The following is a 20,093-nucleotide window of genomic DNA, read 5'->3' as shown; positions in this document are numbered from 1 at the left end:
CCCAGTTCAAGATAGTTGTAAACGCTTTCTTGTATCTTTGGGCAATATTTGAGTCCAACTTACTATGGTTTCTAGTAACTTAGTCGTCGTTCGTAATATTTGAAATGTGTAAAAATTTTAAATAAATTTGCTTTTATTGTTAAACCAATATTGTGTTTGCTTACATATTATGGTTTGATGTGTATATAAAGAGTAATTTTAATACTAAAACAATGAAATGGTGAGTATATTGGATATCTTTATTGGCAGACAACCTATATTAGATCGAAATGAAAACGTTGTTGCTTATGAACTTTTATATAGAAATAGTTCTGTGAACAAATATGAAGGCTTAGACCATGACAGTGCCACGATTGACGTAATGGTTAACAGTTTTACGGGGATAGGGATAAGGGAAGTGGGCGATCGGAAAAAGTGCTTCATTAATTTTACTGAGAACCTGTTGTTAAATCGTGTTCCCACTTATATTTCGCCAGAGTATATTGTTGTAGAAATTTTAGAGAATGTAAATCTTTCAGATGAAATTTTGACTGTTTGCATGGAACTAAAAAGTAAAGGGTACATAATCGCGTTAGATGATGTGGCTGTAAATCGGGACATGTCAGCTCTTTTGCCATTTATCGATATTATCAAAATAGATTATTTAGCCATGAGCAAAAAAGATATAAAAGATATGATAAAAAAATATAAAGGTGAAGTGACCTTTTTAGCAGAAAAAATTGAAAACAGAGATGAATTTGAGGAAGCGAAGAGATTAGGATTCACATACTTCCAGGGGTATTTCTTCAGTAAGCCGGTTATTTTACAAGGCAGGGATATTGCACCCATCCCTACAAATTATTTACTTTTGTTAGAAAAACTAAACAGTACAGATCCAGATGTTAATGAGATCAGTGATCTGATTCAACATGATCTATCACTTTCCTATAAACTCCTTAAGGTAATGAATTCAGGGACGTATATATTCAAAAGCAAAGTAACTTCTATCAAGCAGGCAGTTGTGTTACTTGGTCTTTATGAAATAAAAAAACTCATCATGATTCTAATGATGTCCTCTATGAAAAAGAAAGAAAACCAAACTGAACTAGTAAAAATGAGTTTAACAAGAGCCGCTTTTTTTGAAAGCACTGCCCGTGTTTTTGGATTACATAAAAACCAGATGTATATGTTCGGTATGTTCTCACTGATCGACACCATCTTAAACAAAAACATGAAAGATATCATTGATGATCTTCCAATCACAAAAGAGCTGGCAAAAGCGCTTGTTGGAAAAAATGAAAAGTATAACCGTGCCTTAGCTATCGTGCAATCCATTGAACGGGGTGATTGGGACGGAGTACAAACATTGTGCCGTGATTTTTCCATCACGGACGCTGAACTTATTCTTTTTTTTCAAGCGAGCACACTATCCACCGATAAACTCGTTCAAGCTGATCAAGAAAGTGAAGTACATTAACTGCAAAGAAAAGGGACCTCCTCATCGGAAGTCCCTTTTCTCGTTATTTAAATAGTCCTACAGCTCTTTGTGGGTCAGCTGGCCCCTCATGCTCAAGAGCATCAAACACAAAGTTAAAAGCAAGCGGATCTTGAGCAATGTTTTGATGTTCGATCTGATCATAAGGGTAATAATCTTGAATGGTGATATTCGTTACTTTTTCCTTTTCACCACTTAAAAAGGCAGACGTGAAAGGAACTACAATTTCATCATTTCGAGTAGTGATAACGGTATATGATGATTTGCCAGGGGTTTCATCGCGTTTATTAAGATTCAATAAAAATTCTGAACCTGCTTCTTGTTGCTGACAAGCTTTACATGAAGTGAGATCTGCCCCGGTTGATGTAAGTTCTGTCAGTCCAGCGACTCCTTCTGTTCCATGATTAGATGGAACAAGACCAATTAGGTCTTCAACTTTGTCTGCTCCTCCAAGAAACTTCATATAATAGCGAGGCATCATGCCGCCTTGGCTGTGACCTACGATTGACACTTTTTGTGCACCTGTTAATGTTAATACGTTGTCTACAAATGTCTTCAGTTCAGCAGCCGAATCTTCAATGGGCCCTGAAGCTGGAACTGAGCCAGTATAGCCGTAATTTAATGAGAATACACAATATCCTTTTTCTTTTAGCATAGGCGCAAGATTAATAAAATTTCTGTCCATCGTTTCAAATGTACCTGGAACAAGCACAACAGGTTCAGGGTGCTCGCGGCTAGGACGGCAGGATGAATCGTTTGCTCCTGGTGGGGGAAGCCCCTCTTCTGTAAGAAAGCTATCTGAAGGTGAATCAGCCGCGATAACGTTAAGTTGAAACCCGCTGATCGTGAGAGCTAAAGTAATGATAGAAGAGAACAACAAGCTGTTAAATATTCGCATCTTTAATCCCTCTTTTCTTGTATTTTAAAAAAAGACATGCTAAATACCCATTATAAAAGGGGTTTATACATGTCTCCATATCTCCTGCATAATCAAATAATTAACTTACGTAACATTAAACTAGAATATGTAAGCGTTGTCAATTGTTAAATAGTGGTTTTAACAGGCTGGGTTATGCCTCACCTGTAATGTAAAGCAACGAATGAAAAGCATTATTTTTCAAATCACTCATCCTTCTTGCTATACTAGTACCGATTATTAAAAGATAGTAGCTATTTTTTAGTTATTCATCTAAAAGGAGGACAAATGGATGTCCATGATAAAGAAAAGACTGATTGATCTTCCGCTATCTGTACTAGATCTTGCGCCATTACAAGAAGGTGGAAGTGCTTCAGATTCTTTTAAACATACATTAGATCTTGCGCAGCACGCTGAAAAATGGGGATACAATCGCTACTGGTTAGCTGAACATCATAATATGCCTGGCATCGCGAGCTCGGCAACGTCAGTCGTAATCGGTTATGTAGCGGGTGGTACGTCTAAAATTCGAGTAGGTTCTGGAGGAATTATGCTCCCTAATCATGCTCCGCTCGTAATCGCTGAACAGTTTGGCACATTGGAATCGATGTATCCTGGACGAATTGATCTTGGACTAGGCAGAGCTCCAGGTACAGATCAGCTGACTGCAAGCGCATTACGAAGAGAGCTAAGCGGTAGTGGTGATGACTTCCCGAACCAGTTGGAGGAGTTACGATCATATCTTAATCCGGATCTTTCTTCAGTTACTAGAAAAGTGAGAGCGATACCGGGAGAGGGATTAAATATACCAATTTGGCTATTAGGATCGAGTGGATTCAGTGCTCGATTAGCTGGCAGGCTTGGTCTGCCATTTGCATTTGCCAGTCATTTTTCACCGGAGAATACGCTGCCTGCCCTTGAATTATATAGAAACACCTTTACACCATCAGAACTACTGGATCAACCATATGTGATGGTAGCCGCCAATGTTGTAGCTGCAGATACAGATAAGGAGGCAAAGAGACTTGCAACTTCTCTGCAACAGCAGTTTATTCACTTAATTCGCGGGGCTCCAACACCTCTTAAGCCCCCAGTTGAAAGTATGGAGGATATCTGGAGTTCCTATGAAAAAGCAGTACTCGAGCAACAGCTGCGAACGACGTTTGTTGGAAATCCTTTATCAGTAAAAGAACAATTACAATCGTTTCTTGATGAAACACAAGCGGATGAAATCATGATTAACGGGCAAATATATGATCACCAAGCACGACTCGCTTCCTTCGAGTTATTAAAAAATGCTATAAATCATCAATAAACGAAAAGCGTACGCCAAAACTAATTGGGGTACGCTTTCTCCTTTTGTAAAGGAAATTAATGTTGCTCTTTTTGAAAATTAAGATCCCATGTTACTCCGTAAGCATCTTTCACTTTTGCGAATTTCGCACCCCAGAATGTATCTTGCAGTTCCATTTTTACTGATCCGTTTTTACTCAATTTATCATAAATGGTTTGGATTTCTTCATCACTTTCAAACTCAAGAACGAGTGAAATGTTGTTTCCTGAAGTAATCTCTTGACCAGGGAAGCTATCTGAAACCATCAACAGAAGATTTCCTTTTTTGAACTTTGCATGCATGACGCGGTCATTCGCTTCTGGTGGGGTTGGGAAGTCTGCTTCTCCAAACGTTTGCATCTCAGTAATTTCACCGTTGAATAGCTCTTTGTAAAAATGTAAGGCCTCTTTAGCATTTCCATCAAAAGAAAGATAAGGAATAGCTTGATTTTTCATCTGTTACACTCCTCGTTATTTGGATTATGTAGCATTATTATAATAGCCTATATTCCATTATCAAAACAAGAACATTCGTTCGACAAATCGTTTTGTACTAGAAGGAATCCTTATGCGTAGGACGAATACATAAGAGGGAATAAGCTTTGAGGAAAGGCTACTTACAAAAAAAATTATATGCCAAATGGCAGGAGGAAATATAATGAAAGATGCTATTCAGTTGTACCAATACAATATCTGGGCAAATCATAGAGTTTTCGAACAATTAAACCAGCTTTCAGATGACATCTATAAAAAAGAAGTTGAAAGTGTGTTTCCATCTGTTTCATCAGTTCTCGTCCATATGTATCAAGTAGATTATGTGTGGCTTAAAGCGTTAAAAGGGGAGAAGTTTGATGATATCATTGCTTCAGTCCGTCAAATAACTGAAGAGTTAGCAGCCGCAAACTTGAGTGAGATGAAATCAAAGTTTGAAGATATGGGAAGACAATATGAAACTTTCATTCAAAACCAAAGTGACTTACATGCACAGACGACCATTCACCATCCATACTTTGGGACACTTGAAACCAGTTATGCAGATCTTATAGGACATATTACGAATCATGGAACATATCATCGCGGTCACATTTCCGCTATTTTAAATCAGCTAGGAAACAAAGGGGCATCAACGGATTATATTTTTTATTTGTACGCTTTGCAGAATCAATAACGAGCAAACAAGTGGTTATAGGGACTTTCTTAAAGAAAAGTCTCTTTTTTTATTTTCAAATTCTCCCATTGACAATGAGAATCGTTCTCTATTATAATAACTTTGGCAATTGAAAATGATTATCATTATAAACAGGGGGATATTACAAAATGTCAGTAAAATGGACTGCTTTAGCCTTAACAATTTCTACATCATTAATTTTTGCAGGGTGTTCAAACCCTACAGCTTCAAATAAAGAAGAAACAAACAAAAAGGAACAAACAACAAAAACAGAGAATGAATCTGCTGAAAAAGTAGAAAGCACTCCAGAATCAACTGTACAAGCCTATAAAGATGCAGTGGCTGAGCTTGAAAAAGCAAAAGAAGGAAAAGAAGTAGATTTTGATAAAGTTTCTAAAATCTATACCGAGCAATTACAAGAACTTGTGAAACAGCGTGACGCTGAATTCAATGAACAGATTGACTCAACATTAACAACTGCTTTAACAGCTGGAAAGAGTAAAGAGATGGATGCCATTGTTGTTAAACAATTGTTTGATAAATTAATGCAAAAGGAATTCTTCCAAACGATGCGCCATGAGTTTGCTGAAATTGACGAAAACTGGGGCAACAAAGAAGAGGTAATGGAAGAATACGAAGAAGCACAAGCTTTTTATAAAGCTGTGGAAGGAACTGTACAAAAGCGTGATGCTGCTTATGGAACAAAGATGGAAGATGCTATCGCTGGCGGATTCAATGAAATGAAAGCAGCTATTGAAAAAGAAGATAAACTTGCGTTCGGTTTAGGAAAACAAGTTGTTGATAAAACGTTGATGAAGACGTTCTACTTAGCAACAGGTGCAAAACCAAATGGATATGCAACAAAAGCTGCCGAGGCTGCTAAAACAGATGAAAAAGAAGCGAAAGTTGCACAAGCAGAAGGTTGGGCTTTCTATCAATCTGTATATCCATACTTGCAAAAGAATGCTCCAGAAGACGCTGAAGTGATTTTAAAGCAGCTTGACCTTGAAACAGATGTAAAATCATTAGATCCTGAAGCAGTTAACAAAGCGTTTGTTCGTGGTTTTGCAAAAATTGTTCTTCATGAATACGAAGAAAGCGTAGAAAACTTCGGTAAGGAAAAAGGACCAATTTATGCCATTGAAGGCGCATTGTTCATCAGTGTGATTGAAAGTGACCTAAAAGAAATGTTAGGTGAGAAAGAGTTTGCTGATATAACGAAGAATGCACAAAGCTATCTAGAAGCAGTAAAAGCGAACAATAAAGAAGAAGCAGATAAGCTCTTGCCTCAACTGGAAGAAACATTAAATAAAGTTGTTGAGCAAGCAAAATAAGTAGTTTAGGAACCTTGTCACATTTGGCAAGGTTTCTTTTTTATGAATTTTTTGTGTAATTTAAGCTGAAATTAAACTTTATAAGGAAGTTCGTATTGACAACGACATTGATAATCATTATCATTATCAGTGGGTAAGGAGGAATATACTAAGATGAAGAAATTCATAACAATACTGACACTCACTCTCGTAACTTTCTTGTCGTTACATAATACGGCGAACGCCTACTCTTATGGTGATCCCAATGAAGAAAAAATCGCTGAAGCTTACAAGAAAATAGTTGTTCAGCTGGATCAAAATCCTCCAAACTTTACAGAGACAGAAAAAATATATGAGACCGTAAAAGAAGAAATAGATATGCATATGGGACCAGAGCCTTCTAAAAAGATTGTGGCAAATATAGAACAACAGCAAAAAGAAAAGCTAATTGAAAATATGCAACAAATACTAGCTTTGAATATAGATCGCCGTTTATCAGGTGTTGATCAAAAATTTCAAGATTATGAAACAAGCAAGCGATTACTAGCAAAAGGGCACGCTACTTATCAGGCCCTTTCTCCCATTATAGCGAAAAAAGACAAAAAATTAGATCAACAGATACAAGATGAATTTGATAAAGCATTAGAAGCATTAGGGAATCCTGGACTTTTCGGAGTCGGGAAAAAGGAAGCGAGTCAAGAAGCTTTTAATCAAAGCAAAACATTTATCATTAATAAGCTGCAGAAAGAATTCAACACAGAAAAATTTGAACTTGGTCATTTTAATGTTGATTTAGAAGAGGAAAGTCAAGCTTCTGAAAAAACAGAATGGACCGACTTGGCTAACGTTAAAAACTGGCTGCCTCTTATTGTGATTATAGCCATTTTAGCGGGAGTTATCATCTACGTTATTAAAAAGAGAAGATAAGCAGAGGTTTTAGGGGAGGGAAAGAAATGCAATTACAAGCTTTTCTTATTACATTTCGTGAAGTGTTGGAAGCATTACTAATCGTAGGAATTATCACGACTTACTTAAAACGTACAGATAACAAAAAATATGTAAAATATGTTTGGGTCGGTGCCGGGATGGCCATTGCAGCAAGTTATCTTGTCGCATTATTATTCCAGGTTGTTTTTACAGGCTTCTCAGCAATGGGAACGGAAATGTACTTAAAAATTGCGATTATCTTTATCTCTTCGTTATTGTTGACCCAAATGGTGTTCTGGATGGCTGAACACAGCAAGAACATTAAATCCAATGTAGAAGGTAAAATCAGCAAGTTTATCTCTACAGGAAGCATTATTGGCATGATCATTCACTCTTTCCTTGTTGTTGTACGAGAAGGAGTAGAGACCGTATTTTTCTTTGCAGCGATAACGGGTGGAAACATTGGAGCTGCTATGACAGGATGGGGAGCAATCTCTGGATTGGTAGCTGCTACAGCTGTCAGCTACTTATTCTTTAAAGGGACAATGCGCATTTCACTAAAAGCTTTCTTTAGAACGACTGGTGCATTTATTGTTCTAATTGCAGCAGGACTTATGGTGCAAGGTGTTTCAATGATGCAGGATATTAAGATTCTTGGAAGTGTCGTTCCTCATGTTTATGACATTACTTGGTTCTTACCAGAGCATCCAATCGACTATGCCCACTACTTGCGTGATTATGGGGTAGCACCTATCCTTTCTGGAGACATCGGCATCTTCTTAAAAGCATTCTTAGGATATTCCTCAATGCCTTCGATTGAAGAGGTATTGGTCTATCTTGGTTATTTTGCAGTCATCTACATGCTCGTTTTCCTTAACAAGCCAGCAAGTAAAAAAGCAAAAGTGGAGAAGCCAAGACAAAGTCAACAACAGACTTGGAAGCAACAAACGATGGCTTCTGCTAATGAATAAGAGTACAAGGCGAAAAAGCCTTGTGCTTTTTCTTTAATCATAAATTACATTACATGGAAAAAGGGAGAAGCGATGGGTAGAGCAAATAAATTAATTGCAGCATTGGTATTGTTATTACTATTCATCACCTTTTATATCCGATTCTTATATAGCAATACTATACCGAGCTCCTGGGATCAAGTTGACTTTGCACTAGCACTGGACAGATTTGATCTATTAGCTATGCAGCCACATTTCCCCGGTTATCCCTTCTTTATTTTTGGTGGCATGATCGTGCATTCCGTGATCGATAATCCATCCTTATCGTTGTCCGTTTTTAATAATCTTGTGGCGATTTCTGCTACTGTTCCAATGTATCTTCTTGCTAAAAGGTATGTTAGCAGGATGTCAGCATTAATCATCACTCTTGTCCTGCAAACGAGTATATATTTCATGATCCTCGTTAATCAGCCAATGTCTGAAGGAGCTGCATTAGGTGTTTTATGGTGGTTTTTATGGAGTTTATTGTGTGGTATAGATAGCAGTAAATTACGATACCAGCTTCTGCCGTTAATGTTCTTCTCTATTCTGATGGGAATTCGTTTATCGTATCTTCCATTTGGATTTGGATTATTGTTTCTATGGTGGTTCGATTACGAAAGGAACAAAGATCGCGTCCGGTTGATGGGGTTTATCGTTCTAGCCTTTTTATTTCAGTTAGTCTGGGTAGTCGCTCTTATCATGACAGAAGGAAGTTTGATCGGATTTATAAAGCTATCGATGGCTTTTGTTACAGGTCATTTTACTTCATGGGGAGGAACGGTTGTCGATACGCAAGAACCTTTCTCTACAAGACTTCATCAATTGATTCTATACAACATCATACTTGTAGGAATGGCAGCAAAGTCTGCTATTATCTTAATAGTCCTTTCAAGTCTTACCATTTGGGTCATTGTGAAAAATAAATCTATGCGAGTAACCCCTATGTTAAAAAACCATAGAGTTTGGCTAACCTTGATTTCGGTATATTTCTTTTGGAACCTGTATGCACAAAACATTGAAAAACCAAGGCATTCTTATCCGATCACATTTATGATTCTTTTCTTATGGCTAGTCTTACTAATCGAGAAGCAGAGGCTGATGAAATGGGCATGCATAGGTCTAGCAGTTATACAGTTATGGATCGGTAGTTTGCTTCTTCATGAACAAGCAACAAAAGCGCCAAGTGTTCATCAAGTAGCAGAATACCTTACTCAAAAAAATAAGGATTCTATCGTGTACACTTGGGAAGAGACACGTGTTTTTCAATACTTGGGTGTTCCCTTTGAACATAAACGGTTTTACACGTATGATTTATTCCTTCAAGATAAAAGTTATCATACGAACGAGGACATTTATCTTACGAACCACTTAATCGAAGGTTTTGAAGAGCAGGGAATTGATGTTTCTAGCAACTTGGAAAAAGTAAGAACGTTTCAGTCTAACGATCTCTTTGATCCTGTTTATGACAAGATCGTACTTTATCGATGGAAAGAGCATTAAGAGCTAGTAAAGAAATAGCTGACACCAGGCGTCAGCTATTCTTGATTTGAACTATTTTTTTGTATATTTTCTTTTAATTCATTGATGTATTTTAGCTTCTCTTTTTCATCCTGAAAATTTCCAGGTGCTTTTTTTTGTAAATACTTCTGTAGCGCTTTATTAATCTCTTCTTGTGAAGCACCTTCAGGAATTTCACCTGACTTCTTTAACATTTCAATAATCTTTTCGTCATTGGCGATCATACGAATTACCTCGGATTGAGATTTAGTTTGATCTGTATCCATGTTTTCCTGATTCGTATCCTCCATAAAGGAACAGGCGGACAATCCAATAAACAGTATGGGCACAACTAGTAAAGTTCGTTTCATCCTTTAACCTCCTCACTAAATGTTGGTACTTTACAGTTTTCTAGAAACAAAACCCAATTGCCTGCAAGCAATTGGGTTTCATCTGTTTAATTTAACTTAATCACGATCATTATCGTCATCATTATCGTCATCATCGTCGTCATTGTCATCGTCGTCATCATCGTTAGAATCTAAGGATATCTTGATCTTTGCGGCTGTATGATCCCAGCTTGTGTCTACCACTTTAAATTGAAGACCATATTGAGGGACATTTCGGCCTGAATCTAGAAGCCCCTTGTTGCTGTAATCCTTGGAATCCTTGAATTTGCTGATCGCTTTAACATGATCATCTGTAAGCGTTAAGCCTAGCAGTTCCCGATAATCAAGGAACATTTTTTCACCTTTTTCTTTTTTGAAGGCTGCATCATGAATTTGGTATCGAGTGGATGCTACAGAGTTATCACTCCAATAAAGAGTCTTCTGATCAGCATCAACCACTCCTAAAAATCCGTCTCCAGGATGTGCTCCCGTCCAGTTATCACTATAGCTGTCGTCTACATACCATACGACGAGTCCGCCATCATAAGACATGAGGCTTTCTCCACGACGAATGTGACCTAGCCCTTTGTCAACACCTTGATGATTTCTCCACTCTAATAAATAGTAGTGATTAGAATAAAATTTTCCTTGGTCTTTCTTGAACCCATCTAATGTAAATCCAGATGTACCTTCAGCATCATCAAAAAGGATTTGTGTCCCATCTACATTAATTTTGATGTCATCTACATAAAATCCTGGATTAATGGCCGCAACATCTGTCCAATAGTTTAATTTCACATCAATTTTTTTACCAGCATATTGTGATAGATCAAAGTTTCCATCTACCCATTGACCGTTTGAGCTACCAGTAATTCCGTGACCTGGATTTTGTTCATGAGGATCAGTGTCAGTCGTTAAGTTACCAGGAATGGATACCCAGTTATTCGCTCCTTCTTTCACTTGTACTGAAGCATAATCCCAATCTACCTCAATGTCATACCATGTTTTAAAGGAAAGTTCTGCTGCCTTTGCATTGGTTAAATCTAAACTAGTAACCATTGAGTTATCAAGGTTATTTCCGCTGCCGCTGAAATATTCGTATGAACCGCTAAACGGAGAATTTACGATCGTTTCTTTTTGTGGTAAATCAATACGAACGGCATCATTGTTCGTACCTTTCATGTTGGCTTGATCTAAAAGAACATCGACACCTTTTTCATTAATGTCTTTATAATTCAATGTTTCCCCAGACAACCAGTTGGAGTTCGGCATGGTAGATTGCAAGAATTCCTTCGACCATGCGCTGAAACCAGTCGGCTCGGTACCTGGAATCTTTCCTGCCCAGCTTCCAGAAGACATGATAGACCAATAGGCAACAGGCTCACCTGCTCCTGTATATTGAGTATCATATTCATCAGGAAGTCCTAGGTCATGACCGTATTCGTGAGCGAACACACCAGCTGCTCCATCTGCAGGCTCGATCGTGTAATCGTATGCTGCCATTTTTCCACCCCAATAAGGAACTTGTGCAGAAGTACCTGTAATTGGGAATACCTTCCCTAGGTTCCAACGGTGACTCCAGACTGCATCTCCACCTAATGAACCGCCGCCTGCTTCCTCACCAACACTGGAATGGACAATCATCAAGTGGTCAACCAATCCGTCCGGCTCGCGGAAGTTTCCGTCCCCGTCTAAGTCATAACGATCTTCCTGGTCGAACTCAGCCAGATTGATGTCTGCTGAAGCTGCTGTCAGCGCTTCTCTAACCAGTTCTCTTGGATTTGCATCGTTTCCGTCAGGAGTGGGAACGTTGCCTCCATAATAAGTAGAAGGGTGTTTGGCTTTATACCATCCGCCTACTGTACCGGTAATGGAATAGCTTCCGCCCGATTGCTGATCGTAATACTGTTTAACGGATACCAATTTTTCTCCGTTCGGGCCGTCATAGCCGTTGTCGCCAAAAATCATATCTTCGTAATGTTCTTTTACATAGTCCTCATAGAACATATCTGTTTCTTCTGGTTGAATATTTGCTGCAGGAAAATCCGGATACTCGATCAATAGTACGAGGACCTTATCCACGCGCTGACCGCCTGTCCACTTTTCTTCTTCAGCAGGCTTAACGTCTTTACCTTTGCCTTTTTTATGTTTTAAACCGTCTTTCTTATGTTTTTCGTCATCATCATCTTCTTTTTCTGCATCTTCTTCTTCTAATTCACCTTTTGGCAAAGATTCTGCATGTTCTTGCTTATTTTTCAAAAACTGTTGCAGCTTTTCCTGTGCTTCTGTTTCACTCGCGTTTTTACTGATTTTTCCGCTCTCTTGAAGCATTTCTATTAATCTTTCGTCGTTAGCCACGGCTAAATCAAATGGCCCGTCTGAATGTGTATGTTTTTTTTCCTCTGCTGTAGATGCTTTTGCGTCAGACAAAACATTAACAGGTGCGGCACTTACTCCCGCAAATGTGCTGCAGCTTAACATCGCTGCAAGGGCAGCTGAAACCCATTTCCCTTTTTTCACGTAAATCCCCCCTAGAAGTATTTTCGTTGCTGGAAAACCGACGTTTATTGTCGGATAATTCCGCATATTCAAAATGTTACCATGTTGTGTCGAATACTAGAATAGGTGTTTTTTACTGTGTTATCATGTTGAAATAGGACTTTATAATCATTTTAAGGTCTATTTTATAATAGACTTAAAAGGTGGATTTTGGCATAAAATGTAGAATTCTATAGGGTTTAGGGGTAGGTCTTTAGTACTGGTAATTGATTTTCAATACATCGTGTATAAAGTGAGTTTACATTCTATATAAAATGGGAAATAAACTGGGTGCAGCTTAATACAATATTTTTTTTGAAAAGATAGAATGCTCAAAGAAAGGTCGGTCAATTATCTTGTCTACTACTTTTAATTCTAATCCTAATCCAAGTACTAGTTTCGAATCTATTCATTCTAAATCGGTCAGAAATTTTGAAGAAGCAACAGAAAACATTCTTCATTTTATGAGTAAAATGATCAATATTAATACGCTGTTTATTGCAAAAAATGATAAAAAAGTGAACGAGATAAAAAAAGTAATCAATCAAAATGTCGTATTACTAGAAGAGGGTTCTTCACTTCCTTTTCATGAAACATTTTGTAAGGTGAGTGTCGATAAGGGCCCTGAAATATTGCTGATTGAAGATATTATGGAAAGTGATCTTACGAAGCATTTAGGTGTTACTGCAAACCTTGGCGGTGGAAGCTTTATCGCAATTCCTATTTATTATGAAGACGGTGAAAATTACGGAACGATTTGTGGACTGGACACCAATAAATTTGAGTTTACAGAGCAGCATGTAGAGATGTTTCAAACAATGTCATCCCTGTTAACGTATGTACTTGAATTGGATAAAGCGAATAAAGAAATAAAGGAACTATCCGTACCGATTGTTCCTCTAACAAAAGGGATCGCTATCTTGCCGATCATTGGCCATATTAGTGACAATCGTGCCGAAATTATCATTCAAAGTACATTGAACAGCAGCATAAACATGTCTCTTGAGTATATGATTATAGACCTATCAGGTGTTAGCCGCATTAATCATTCAGTAAGCGGTTATTTATTGAATATTGTTAAGCTGTTAAAATTAATTGGTGTTACTCCGATATTAACTGGGTTTAGACCTGATCTTGCTATAAAGGCGTTACAGGTAGATGTGAATTTTAATGATGTTGAGATCACAAATAATTTAGAAGGTGCACTTGCGCACATCGGATTTGTATTAAACAAGAAATAAAGAACTTCTCTATAACCACAGTAAGTTGCTGTGGTTATTTTTTCTATAAAAAGATTAGTCTAAATTTTCATTTTTTTATATAATGTAATATTATAAACTTATCAGTCGTTTTTATTTACAGAATAACTGGAGGGGTTTGTTGATGAAATCGTTTGAAGAAAAATTAGATCAATATGCGGAACTTGTTGTAAAAGTAGGATTAAGCATTCAAGAAGGGCAAAAGCTTCTTATTAATTCTCCAATCGAAGCCGCAGAATTTACTCGTAAAGTAACGAAGCATGCTTATGAAAATGGATGTAAGAAGGTTATTGTGGATTGGACAGATACACAGACGAACCGAATTCACTATATGAGTGCTAAAGAAGAGGTACTTCAAGATGATCTTCAACAGTGGGAGATTGAAAAGTATAACAGCATTGTAGACAATCATGATTGTTTCTTGATGGTAACGGGAAATGATCCAGATGCTTATAAAGGAGTGCCTTCTGAACGGATGATGTTTGTCCAAAAGAACCGCGGTGAAAAGCTCCAATCCTTTTCAGCGGGACAACTTAGAGGAGACATACATTGGGCGATAGCTGGCTCACCGTCCGTAGGTTGGGCGAAGAGCGTATTCCCTGAAAAAAATGAAGAAGAAGCTGTCGAAGCGCTGTGGGATGCCATTTTTCATACCGTTCGAGTAGATCAAGTTGATCCTGTTTCTGCATGGGAAGATCATGTCAAAGTACTCACTGAAAAAGTGGACTATTTAAATGAACAAAAGTTCAAAACGCTGCATTACAAATCAGAAGGAACAGATTTAAGTATAGACCTACACCCGGACCATACGTGGATTGGAGGAGGACACAATTCTACTTTCGGTACATACTACATTCCGAACCTTCCTACTGAAGAGGTGTTCACAACTCCCCGAAAATATGGGGTTAATGGCAAGGTAACAAGTTCTAAACCATTGTCGGCAATGGGGAACTTGATCGATAATTTCAGTTTAACGTTTAAAGATGGAAAAGTGGTTGAATTCACTGCAGAAAAAGGATATGACACTTTAAAACAGCTTTTAAGCATCGATGAAGGAATGGGCTATCTTGGTGAAGTTGCTTTAGTTCCATATGATTCACCGATTTCAAACTCTGGCATTATCTTTAACAATACGCTTTATGATGAAAACGCCTCTTGTCACTTGGCGATTGGTACATCCATTACGATGTCAGTCAAGGGCGGAGGAGATCTATCTCCAGAGCAAATGGAAGAAAAAGAGATCAATCATAGCCGCGGTCATACAGATTTCATGATTGGATCTGCTGATTTAGAAATCGATGCAGAATACGGTGATGGTAAGCGTATCCCGTTATTCAGAAACGGCAACTGGGCAATTTAACGTTTTTACTGATCCGATTCTCTATAGAGGGGAATCGGATTTTTTGTTGTTTTCCCACTTCTTTTTCATCTTTAATAAAACAAGCGAGATTACGGCTATGAAGCCTAGACTAAAAAACAAGCCCATCCTGCTCGTATCATGCATCGCCGTACCGCTTATCGCCGCTAAGATCAAAACAATTCCCACAATATATTTTACGGAACTAGATGTGTCTTTTTTTAAGAGGCGCCTTGAGGCAAGTAAGATGAAACACCAATTGTAAAGAAGCATCAGCCCTGCAGCCGTTGTGATATACTCGTATACCTTACCTGGCATAAGTAAAGCAAGAAAGATGGAAAAAAGCAGGCCAGCCGCAGTTAATCCTAATGCAGGGACCGGAACTTTTCGTTTTTTACCCATTTTTGTCGTGAAAATTTTCGGTGCATCTCCTGTTTCAGAAAGTGTCATTAATATGTTCGTTACGGCAAATAATGATGCAGTCATGGTGGAGAAACCAGCGATAATAAGGGCTCCATTAAAAACATGAGGAAAAAAAGCAAGATCAAATCCTTCTAATGCCGTAATAAAAGGACTTTGTTTCTCCTCAAATGATCTCCAGCTGATTAGGAGCAAAGCGAGTGAGATGGAAGCCATGTAAATAATAGCTAACATGATTAACATGAAGCTCCCAGCTTTTGGAGCATCGTTTTTTTCTTTAAGCTGAATCGCCATCAAACCCATGATCTCAATCCCACCAAATGCGTAAAAAGCAAAAATTAAAGAACTCCACCATCCTGAAACGCCATTTGGAAAAAGAAGATTTTTCTTGTCTGGAATTTCAAGTTTTAAGGATTCTCCCCCGAACCATCCATATATCACAAGAGTTGCTAAAAGAATAAACATGAAGATGGCAGCTATTTTAATTACCGCGAATATGTTTTCTGCCCGTTCGAAACCCTTTGTTCCAGCTAATACGACCGCTAAGCCTAATACAGAAAAAATAACAGCAAATACCCACATTGGGATAGTAGGAAACCAAAACCGAGCAAAAATAGACAGAGCTGTTAGCTGACTACCTGAAATCAACATTTCAGATATCCAATACACCCATCCACAGCTAAAGCCTGCCCAATGTCCGAATGCATTTTTAGAATAGGCACAAAATGAGCCTTTTTGAGGATCTGCTGCAGACATTCTAGCCAATACATCATAAACGATAAATGTTCCAACCGCAGCAGCAAGATAAGAAAACACGACTGAAGGTCCCGTTAGTTTTATCGCAACTGCTGAACCTAAAAAATATCCCGTCCCTATAATACATCCGATTCCTATTAAAGATAGCTGCCACCATGCTAGATGGCCTTCTGTATTTACGGCGCCGTTTTTTGGATTTTCCACCATTCAACCCCTCCTGACATCCTTTATTTTTTGTTATTTCATGAAAAAAAACCGTAAAAAAGGACAAATGTCATTCGCTTTTATTTGAAAACAGAATATAACAGGGAATCTCAAGGGAAAATAACGAAAACGAAGGAGGTTTATGTATGAAAAAGGCAATAATGTTTCTTGCCGCTTTTTCTCTGGTCTTAGGAGGCTGCGGCGGTACCAATAATATGAAAGAGAAAGAGAGTGAAGCAGCACCAAAGAACATGAGTAGCGAAACAAGAGAAAGTCCCAGGCTTGAACAAATCAGTTCCCCTAAGAAAAAACAACAAGATACATCAAAAGCTGAAACAAATCATGGTAGAACAAAAATAGAAACCCTCGGTTTTCTAGAGCCTCTTGAAGCAAAGCAATCTGTAAAAGATGTAAAAGAAGTGGTTAACGACTTAACTTATGTGGCTTTTTTCAGTTATCAAGTAAATAAAGATGGAACATTGAAACCAATCAAGGACTGGGCCGCATTAAACGTTGTTAAAAAATCAAACTCCGTACCTATGATGGTGTTAACAAACTTCTCAGAAGGGAACTTTTCACCAGATATCGCACATAACATTTTTACCGATAAAAAAGCATCAAAAACACTAATCGGCAGTGTCATAAGTACGATGAAACAAAAGGGATACGAAGCTCTTAATATTGATTTTGAACATATAAAAGAAGAAGACAGAGAGTTATACAATGGTTTTCTAGAAACGATTATTCCACTCGTGCAAAAAGAAGGATTTAAAGTTTCGACCGCACTTGCTCCAAAAACGAGTGATGAACAAAAGGGACCTTGGCATGGAGCTCATGATTATAAACGTCATGGGGAGCTTGCTGATTTTGTTGTACTTATGACGTATGAGTGGGGCTGGTCAGGCGGGCCACCAATGGCTGTCGCACCTGTTCCTCAAGTAAAAAAAGTGGTAGATTATGCCGTTTCCGTAATCCCGCCAGAAAAAATTATAATGGGTGCACCTCTTTACGGCTATGATTGGACACTTCCGTATAAGAAGGGCAACAAGTTTGCCAAACGCATTGCACCTGCTGAAGCCCACGATCTTGCTTTAAAAGAAGGTGCTACGGTGAAGTATGATAATGATGCACAAGCACCGTTTTTTAACTATAAAGATGATAGCGGAAAAGAACACGTTGTTTGGTTTGAAAATGAGCAGAGTGCTGAAGCGAAAAATAAATTGGTCAAGCAATATAAATTACGAGGGTTGGGTTATTGGGTGCTGGGTGAACCGTTCCCGGAAAACTGGACATCTTTAAGGGATGAATTTAAAATAGCCCAAAAATAAAGATAAGGATTAAGCTCTAAAGGCTTAATCCTTATCTTTTTTGTGTATCAATCATTCGGTTTTGTTCATTTGGCATTCTTTTGTTGTTCTCATATTTAGCTTGTTGTTTTGCTTGCCTCTTTTTTTCTTGTTCTTTAAAAATATCCTTTTTTTCTTCCTCCATGTTTATCTCCTCCTTAAAAGCGTATAGTATTGTTTTCCACGGTGGGAGCAAACAAAACGCAATGAAGAGAAATAACGAAAATGGTCCTATCAAATAGCATAAACAGCTTTTTTGACGGAAACCCCTTTTCGATCCGGAAAGAGGGTTTCAAAGTGATAATCTGGAAACTGCAAGGAAAGTTGTTCTTTAATGGCCGCCGCTTTCTGATGAGGAGTAAAGCAGACAATCGTCGGTCCAGAGCCGCTAATGGCTGCACCATAAGCTCCAAGGGAAATGGCCGCTTGTTTCAGCTCGGAATAATAAAGGACAGATTTTGAGCGGAAAGGTTCATGGAAAAGATCCCGATTCATCATATCCGCTGCTTTTTTCCAATCATTTTTTATCAACGATGCAACAAGAACATTGCTGATAGCGCTCGCTTCCACAGCCTTGCTGAAAGGAAGGAGGTTCGGCAACGACCCGCGTGATTGTTTTGTATGAAGAACATGATCTGGAATGGCAACGATCATCTCAACAGCAACTTCAGGAACGTGAACTGTATCAATCTCTGTTCCATTGAAAAAGCTAATGGTAAGTCCTCCATAGATTGCGGGAATTACATTGTCAGGGTGTTTTTCCAAACGGCTCGCAAACAGTGCTTTTGTTTTTCTCGTAAGTTGAAGTTCCAGAAGGATGTTAGCAAGCTCAATACCAGCAACAATAGCAGATGCTGAGCTCCCCATCCCTTTAGAAGGTGGAAAAGTGCTTTCCATTTCCAAACGGCAAGGGGGAAGCTCTCTCCCATATTGATGTGCTGTATATTGGGCTGCTTTTAAGGTTAAATTCTCTTCATCCTGATGCAAGGATTGCAGATCTTTCCCGTGAAAAATTATTTCCCATTTATGTGATGGCTGAACGTGAACGATTAGGTATCGGTTAAGTGCAAGCCCGACGGAGTCAAAGCCTGGACCAAGATTTGCAGTGCTTGCCGGTACAGAAATGGAAAAGGCTTCTTGTTTCATTTAAACGACACATCCTTTTAGCTGCTGACGTAATTGTTCGAGGTCATTTGGAATGATAGCGGGTTCTTTTGCTACAGTTTTTAAGGCGATGTCAGGATCTTTTAAACCATTTCCTGTTAAAACGGCAACAACTTTCACTCCTTTTGGCAGTAGCCCTTGTTTCATTTGTTTATATAAACCTGCAATCGTACTGCATGAAGCGGGTTCTGCGAAAACGCCTTCTTTGCATGCTAACAGCTGATAGGCTTCTAGTATTTCTTCATCCGTTACACTGTCAATGCATCCACCGGATTCTTCTAGTGCTTCTGTTGCCAATTGCCAGCTGGCTGGATTGCCGATCCGAATGGCGGTTGCTATTGTTTCTGGATTTTCAATTACGCTTCCATTAACGATAGGTGCTGCACCAGCTGCCTGAAAGCCGTGAATTCTTGGCAGACCAGTCGATTTTAAAGAATGATATTCCTTGAAACCTTTCCAATAAGCACTTATGTTTCCAGCGTTGCCAACAGGAATTGCGAGAATGTCCGGAGCCTGTTCGAGTGCGTCTACAAGTTCAAACGCTGCTGTTTTCTGTCCTTCTAATCGAAATGGATTAACTGAATTAACGAGGGTGTATCCTTCCTCTTCACTCATTTGTTTGACCATTTCAAGAGCTTCATCAAAATTTCCTTGTATCGCAAAAATTTCCGCTCCATACATCTTCGCTTGAGCAAGCTTGCCTTGGGCAATTTTCCCGTCCGGAATGACAACGATGCAACGTAGTCCGGCACGGGCTCCATATGCGGCAGCAGCGGCGGAAGTATTTCCAGTAGATGCACAGATAATGACTTTACTTCCAGCTTCCTTCGCTTTTGCAACGGCTAGCACCATTCCTCTGTCTTTAAAAGAACCGGTAGGGTTTGCACCTTCATATTTAGCATATAAAGAAATTCCCCACTCTTTTGATAAATGATGCAAGGGAATGAGGGGAGTATTTCCTTCATTCAGCGATAGAGACGGTGTGTTCTCGTTAACGGGCAAATATTCATTGTAGCGAGTCAGCAAACCTTTCCAATGCAT

Annotated in this window: 18 protein-coding genes; 10 read left to right on the top strand and 8 right to left on the bottom strand. The window is 38.6% G+C overall.

Going from position 1 to position 20,093, the window contains the following annotated elements; translation table 11 throughout:
• Positions 1-229 precede the first annotated feature (229 nt).
• On the top strand, positions 230-1,456 hold the full coding sequence (locus tag KUV80_RS09135; RefSeq protein ID WP_222462413.1) for an EAL and HDOD domain-containing protein: 1,227 nt from the start codon (positions 230-232) through the stop codon (positions 1,454-1,456).
• Between the two features lie 43 nt (positions 1,457-1,499).
• Here the strand turns inward: KUV80_RS09135 and KUV80_RS09130 are convergent, their stop codons facing one another.
• Complete coding sequence (locus KUV80_RS09130; RefSeq protein ID WP_222462412.1) at positions 1,500-2,372, bottom strand: esterase/lipase family protein; 873 nt, start codon at positions 2,370-2,372, stop codon at positions 1,500-1,502.
• Positions 2,373-2,688: 316 nt separating this feature from the next.
• Between KUV80_RS09130 and KUV80_RS09125 the strand changes: the two genes are divergently transcribed.
• Positions 2,689-3,705: an LLM class flavin-dependent oxidoreductase gene (locus KUV80_RS09125; protein WP_425308786.1), complete on the top strand. Its 1,017-nt coding sequence runs from the start codon at positions 2,689-2,691 to the stop codon at positions 3,703-3,705.
• Positions 3,706-3,761: 56 nt separating this feature from the next.
• Here the strand turns inward: KUV80_RS09125 and KUV80_RS09120 are convergent, their stop codons facing one another.
• Complete coding sequence (locus KUV80_RS09120; protein ID WP_222462410.1) at positions 3,762-4,178, bottom strand: VOC family protein; 417 nt, start codon at positions 4,176-4,178, stop codon at positions 3,762-3,764.
• A gap of 202 nt (positions 4,179-4,380) precedes the next feature.
• Between KUV80_RS09120 and KUV80_RS09115 the strand changes: the two genes are divergently transcribed.
• From KUV80_RS09115 to KUV80_RS09095, 5 genes are all read left to right on the top strand, one after another.
• Complete coding sequence (locus KUV80_RS09115) at positions 4,381-4,890, top strand: DinB family protein (protein ID WP_222462409.1); 510 nt, start codon at positions 4,381-4,383, stop codon at positions 4,888-4,890.
• A gap of 149 nt (positions 4,891-5,039) precedes the next feature.
• On the top strand, positions 5,040-6,224 hold the full coding sequence (locus tag KUV80_RS09110) for a hypothetical protein (protein WP_222462408.1): 1,185 nt from the start codon (positions 5,040-5,042) through the stop codon (positions 6,222-6,224).
• 153 nt (positions 6,225-6,377) lie between these two features.
• A complete protein-coding gene (locus KUV80_RS09105; protein WP_222462407.1) occupies positions 6,378-7,130 on the top strand; it encodes a hypothetical protein in 753 nt (250 codons plus the stop codon).
• 26 nt (positions 7,131-7,156) lie between these two features.
• Positions 7,157-8,101, top strand: coding sequence for an FTR1 family iron permease (locus tag KUV80_RS09100; RefSeq protein ID WP_222462406.1), 945 nt, complete (start codon positions 7,157-7,159; stop codon positions 8,099-8,101).
• Positions 8,102-8,173: 72 nt separating this feature from the next.
• On the top strand, positions 8,174-9,622 hold the full coding sequence (locus KUV80_RS09095; RefSeq protein ID WP_246625140.1) for a hypothetical protein: 1,449 nt from the start codon (positions 8,174-8,176) through the stop codon (positions 9,620-9,622).
• 35 nt (positions 9,623-9,657) lie between these two features.
• On the opposite strand, the gene KUV80_RS09090 is transcribed toward KUV80_RS09095, so the two are convergent.
• Together KUV80_RS09090 and KUV80_RS09085 are read right to left on the bottom strand one after the other, a co-directional pair.
• Entirely contained in the window at positions 9,658-9,990 is a 333-nt protein-coding gene (locus tag KUV80_RS09090) for a hypothetical protein (protein ID WP_222462405.1), read from the bottom strand.
• A gap of 96 nt (positions 9,991-10,086) precedes the next feature.
• Complete coding sequence (locus KUV80_RS09085) at positions 10,087-12,528, bottom strand: immune inhibitor A domain-containing protein (RefSeq protein ID WP_222462404.1); 2,442 nt, start codon at positions 12,526-12,528, stop codon at positions 10,087-10,089.
• A gap of 374 nt (positions 12,529-12,902) precedes the next feature.
• On the opposite strand from KUV80_RS09085, the gene KUV80_RS09080 reads away from it, so the two are divergent.
• Both KUV80_RS09080 and KUV80_RS09075 read left to right on the top strand, forming a co-directional pair.
• Entirely contained in the window at positions 12,903-13,787 is an 885-nt protein-coding gene (locus tag KUV80_RS09080; protein WP_246625139.1) for an STAS domain-containing protein, read from the top strand.
• A 142-nt stretch (positions 13,788-13,929) separates the two neighbouring features.
• Positions 13,930-15,165, top strand: coding sequence for an aminopeptidase (locus KUV80_RS09075; RefSeq protein ID WP_222462403.1), 1,236 nt, complete (start codon positions 13,930-13,932; stop codon positions 15,163-15,165).
• Positions 15,166-15,186: 21 nt separating this feature from the next.
• Here the strand turns inward: KUV80_RS09075 and KUV80_RS09070 are convergent, their stop codons facing one another.
• Positions 15,187-16,545 carry an amino acid permease gene (locus KUV80_RS09070; RefSeq protein WP_222462402.1) on the bottom strand — a complete coding sequence of 453 codons (1,359 nt, stop codon included), beginning with the start codon at positions 16,543-16,545 and terminating at the stop codon, positions 15,187-15,189.
• Positions 16,546-16,688: 143 nt separating this feature from the next.
• Between KUV80_RS09070 and KUV80_RS09065 the strand changes: the two genes are divergently transcribed.
• The gene (locus tag KUV80_RS09065) at positions 16,689-17,870 is read left to right on the top strand and encodes a glycosyl hydrolase family 18 protein (protein WP_222462401.1); all 1,182 of its coding nucleotides are present in this window, start codon (positions 16,689-16,691) and stop codon (positions 17,868-17,870) included.
• 31 nt (positions 17,871-17,901) lie between these two features.
• Here the strand turns inward: KUV80_RS09065 and KUV80_RS18750 are convergent, their stop codons facing one another.
• From KUV80_RS18750 to thrC, 3 genes are all read right to left on the bottom strand, one after another.
• Positions 17,902-18,033, bottom strand: coding sequence for a hypothetical protein (locus tag KUV80_RS18750; RefSeq protein WP_276516633.1), 132 nt, complete (start codon positions 18,031-18,033; stop codon positions 17,902-17,904).
• Between the two features lie 89 nt (positions 18,034-18,122).
• Positions 18,123-19,034, bottom strand: coding sequence for a homoserine kinase (thrB, locus tag KUV80_RS09060; protein ID WP_222462400.1), 912 nt, complete (start codon positions 19,032-19,034; stop codon positions 18,123-18,125).
• The gene (gene thrC, locus KUV80_RS09055) at positions 19,035-20,093 is read right to left on the bottom strand and encodes a threonine synthase (RefSeq protein WP_222462399.1); all 1,059 of its coding nucleotides are present in this window, start codon (positions 20,091-20,093) and stop codon (positions 19,035-19,037) included.

Origin of the sequence: Fictibacillus nanhaiensis (genome assembly GCF_019801215.1) — a bacterium.
Classification (GTDB): Bacteria; Bacillota; Bacilli; order Bacillales; family Fictibacillaceae; genus Fictibacillus; species Fictibacillus nanhaiensis_C.
Note: the sequence above shows the minus strand (reverse complement) of the source record. Positions and strands in the feature narration are given on the sequence as shown.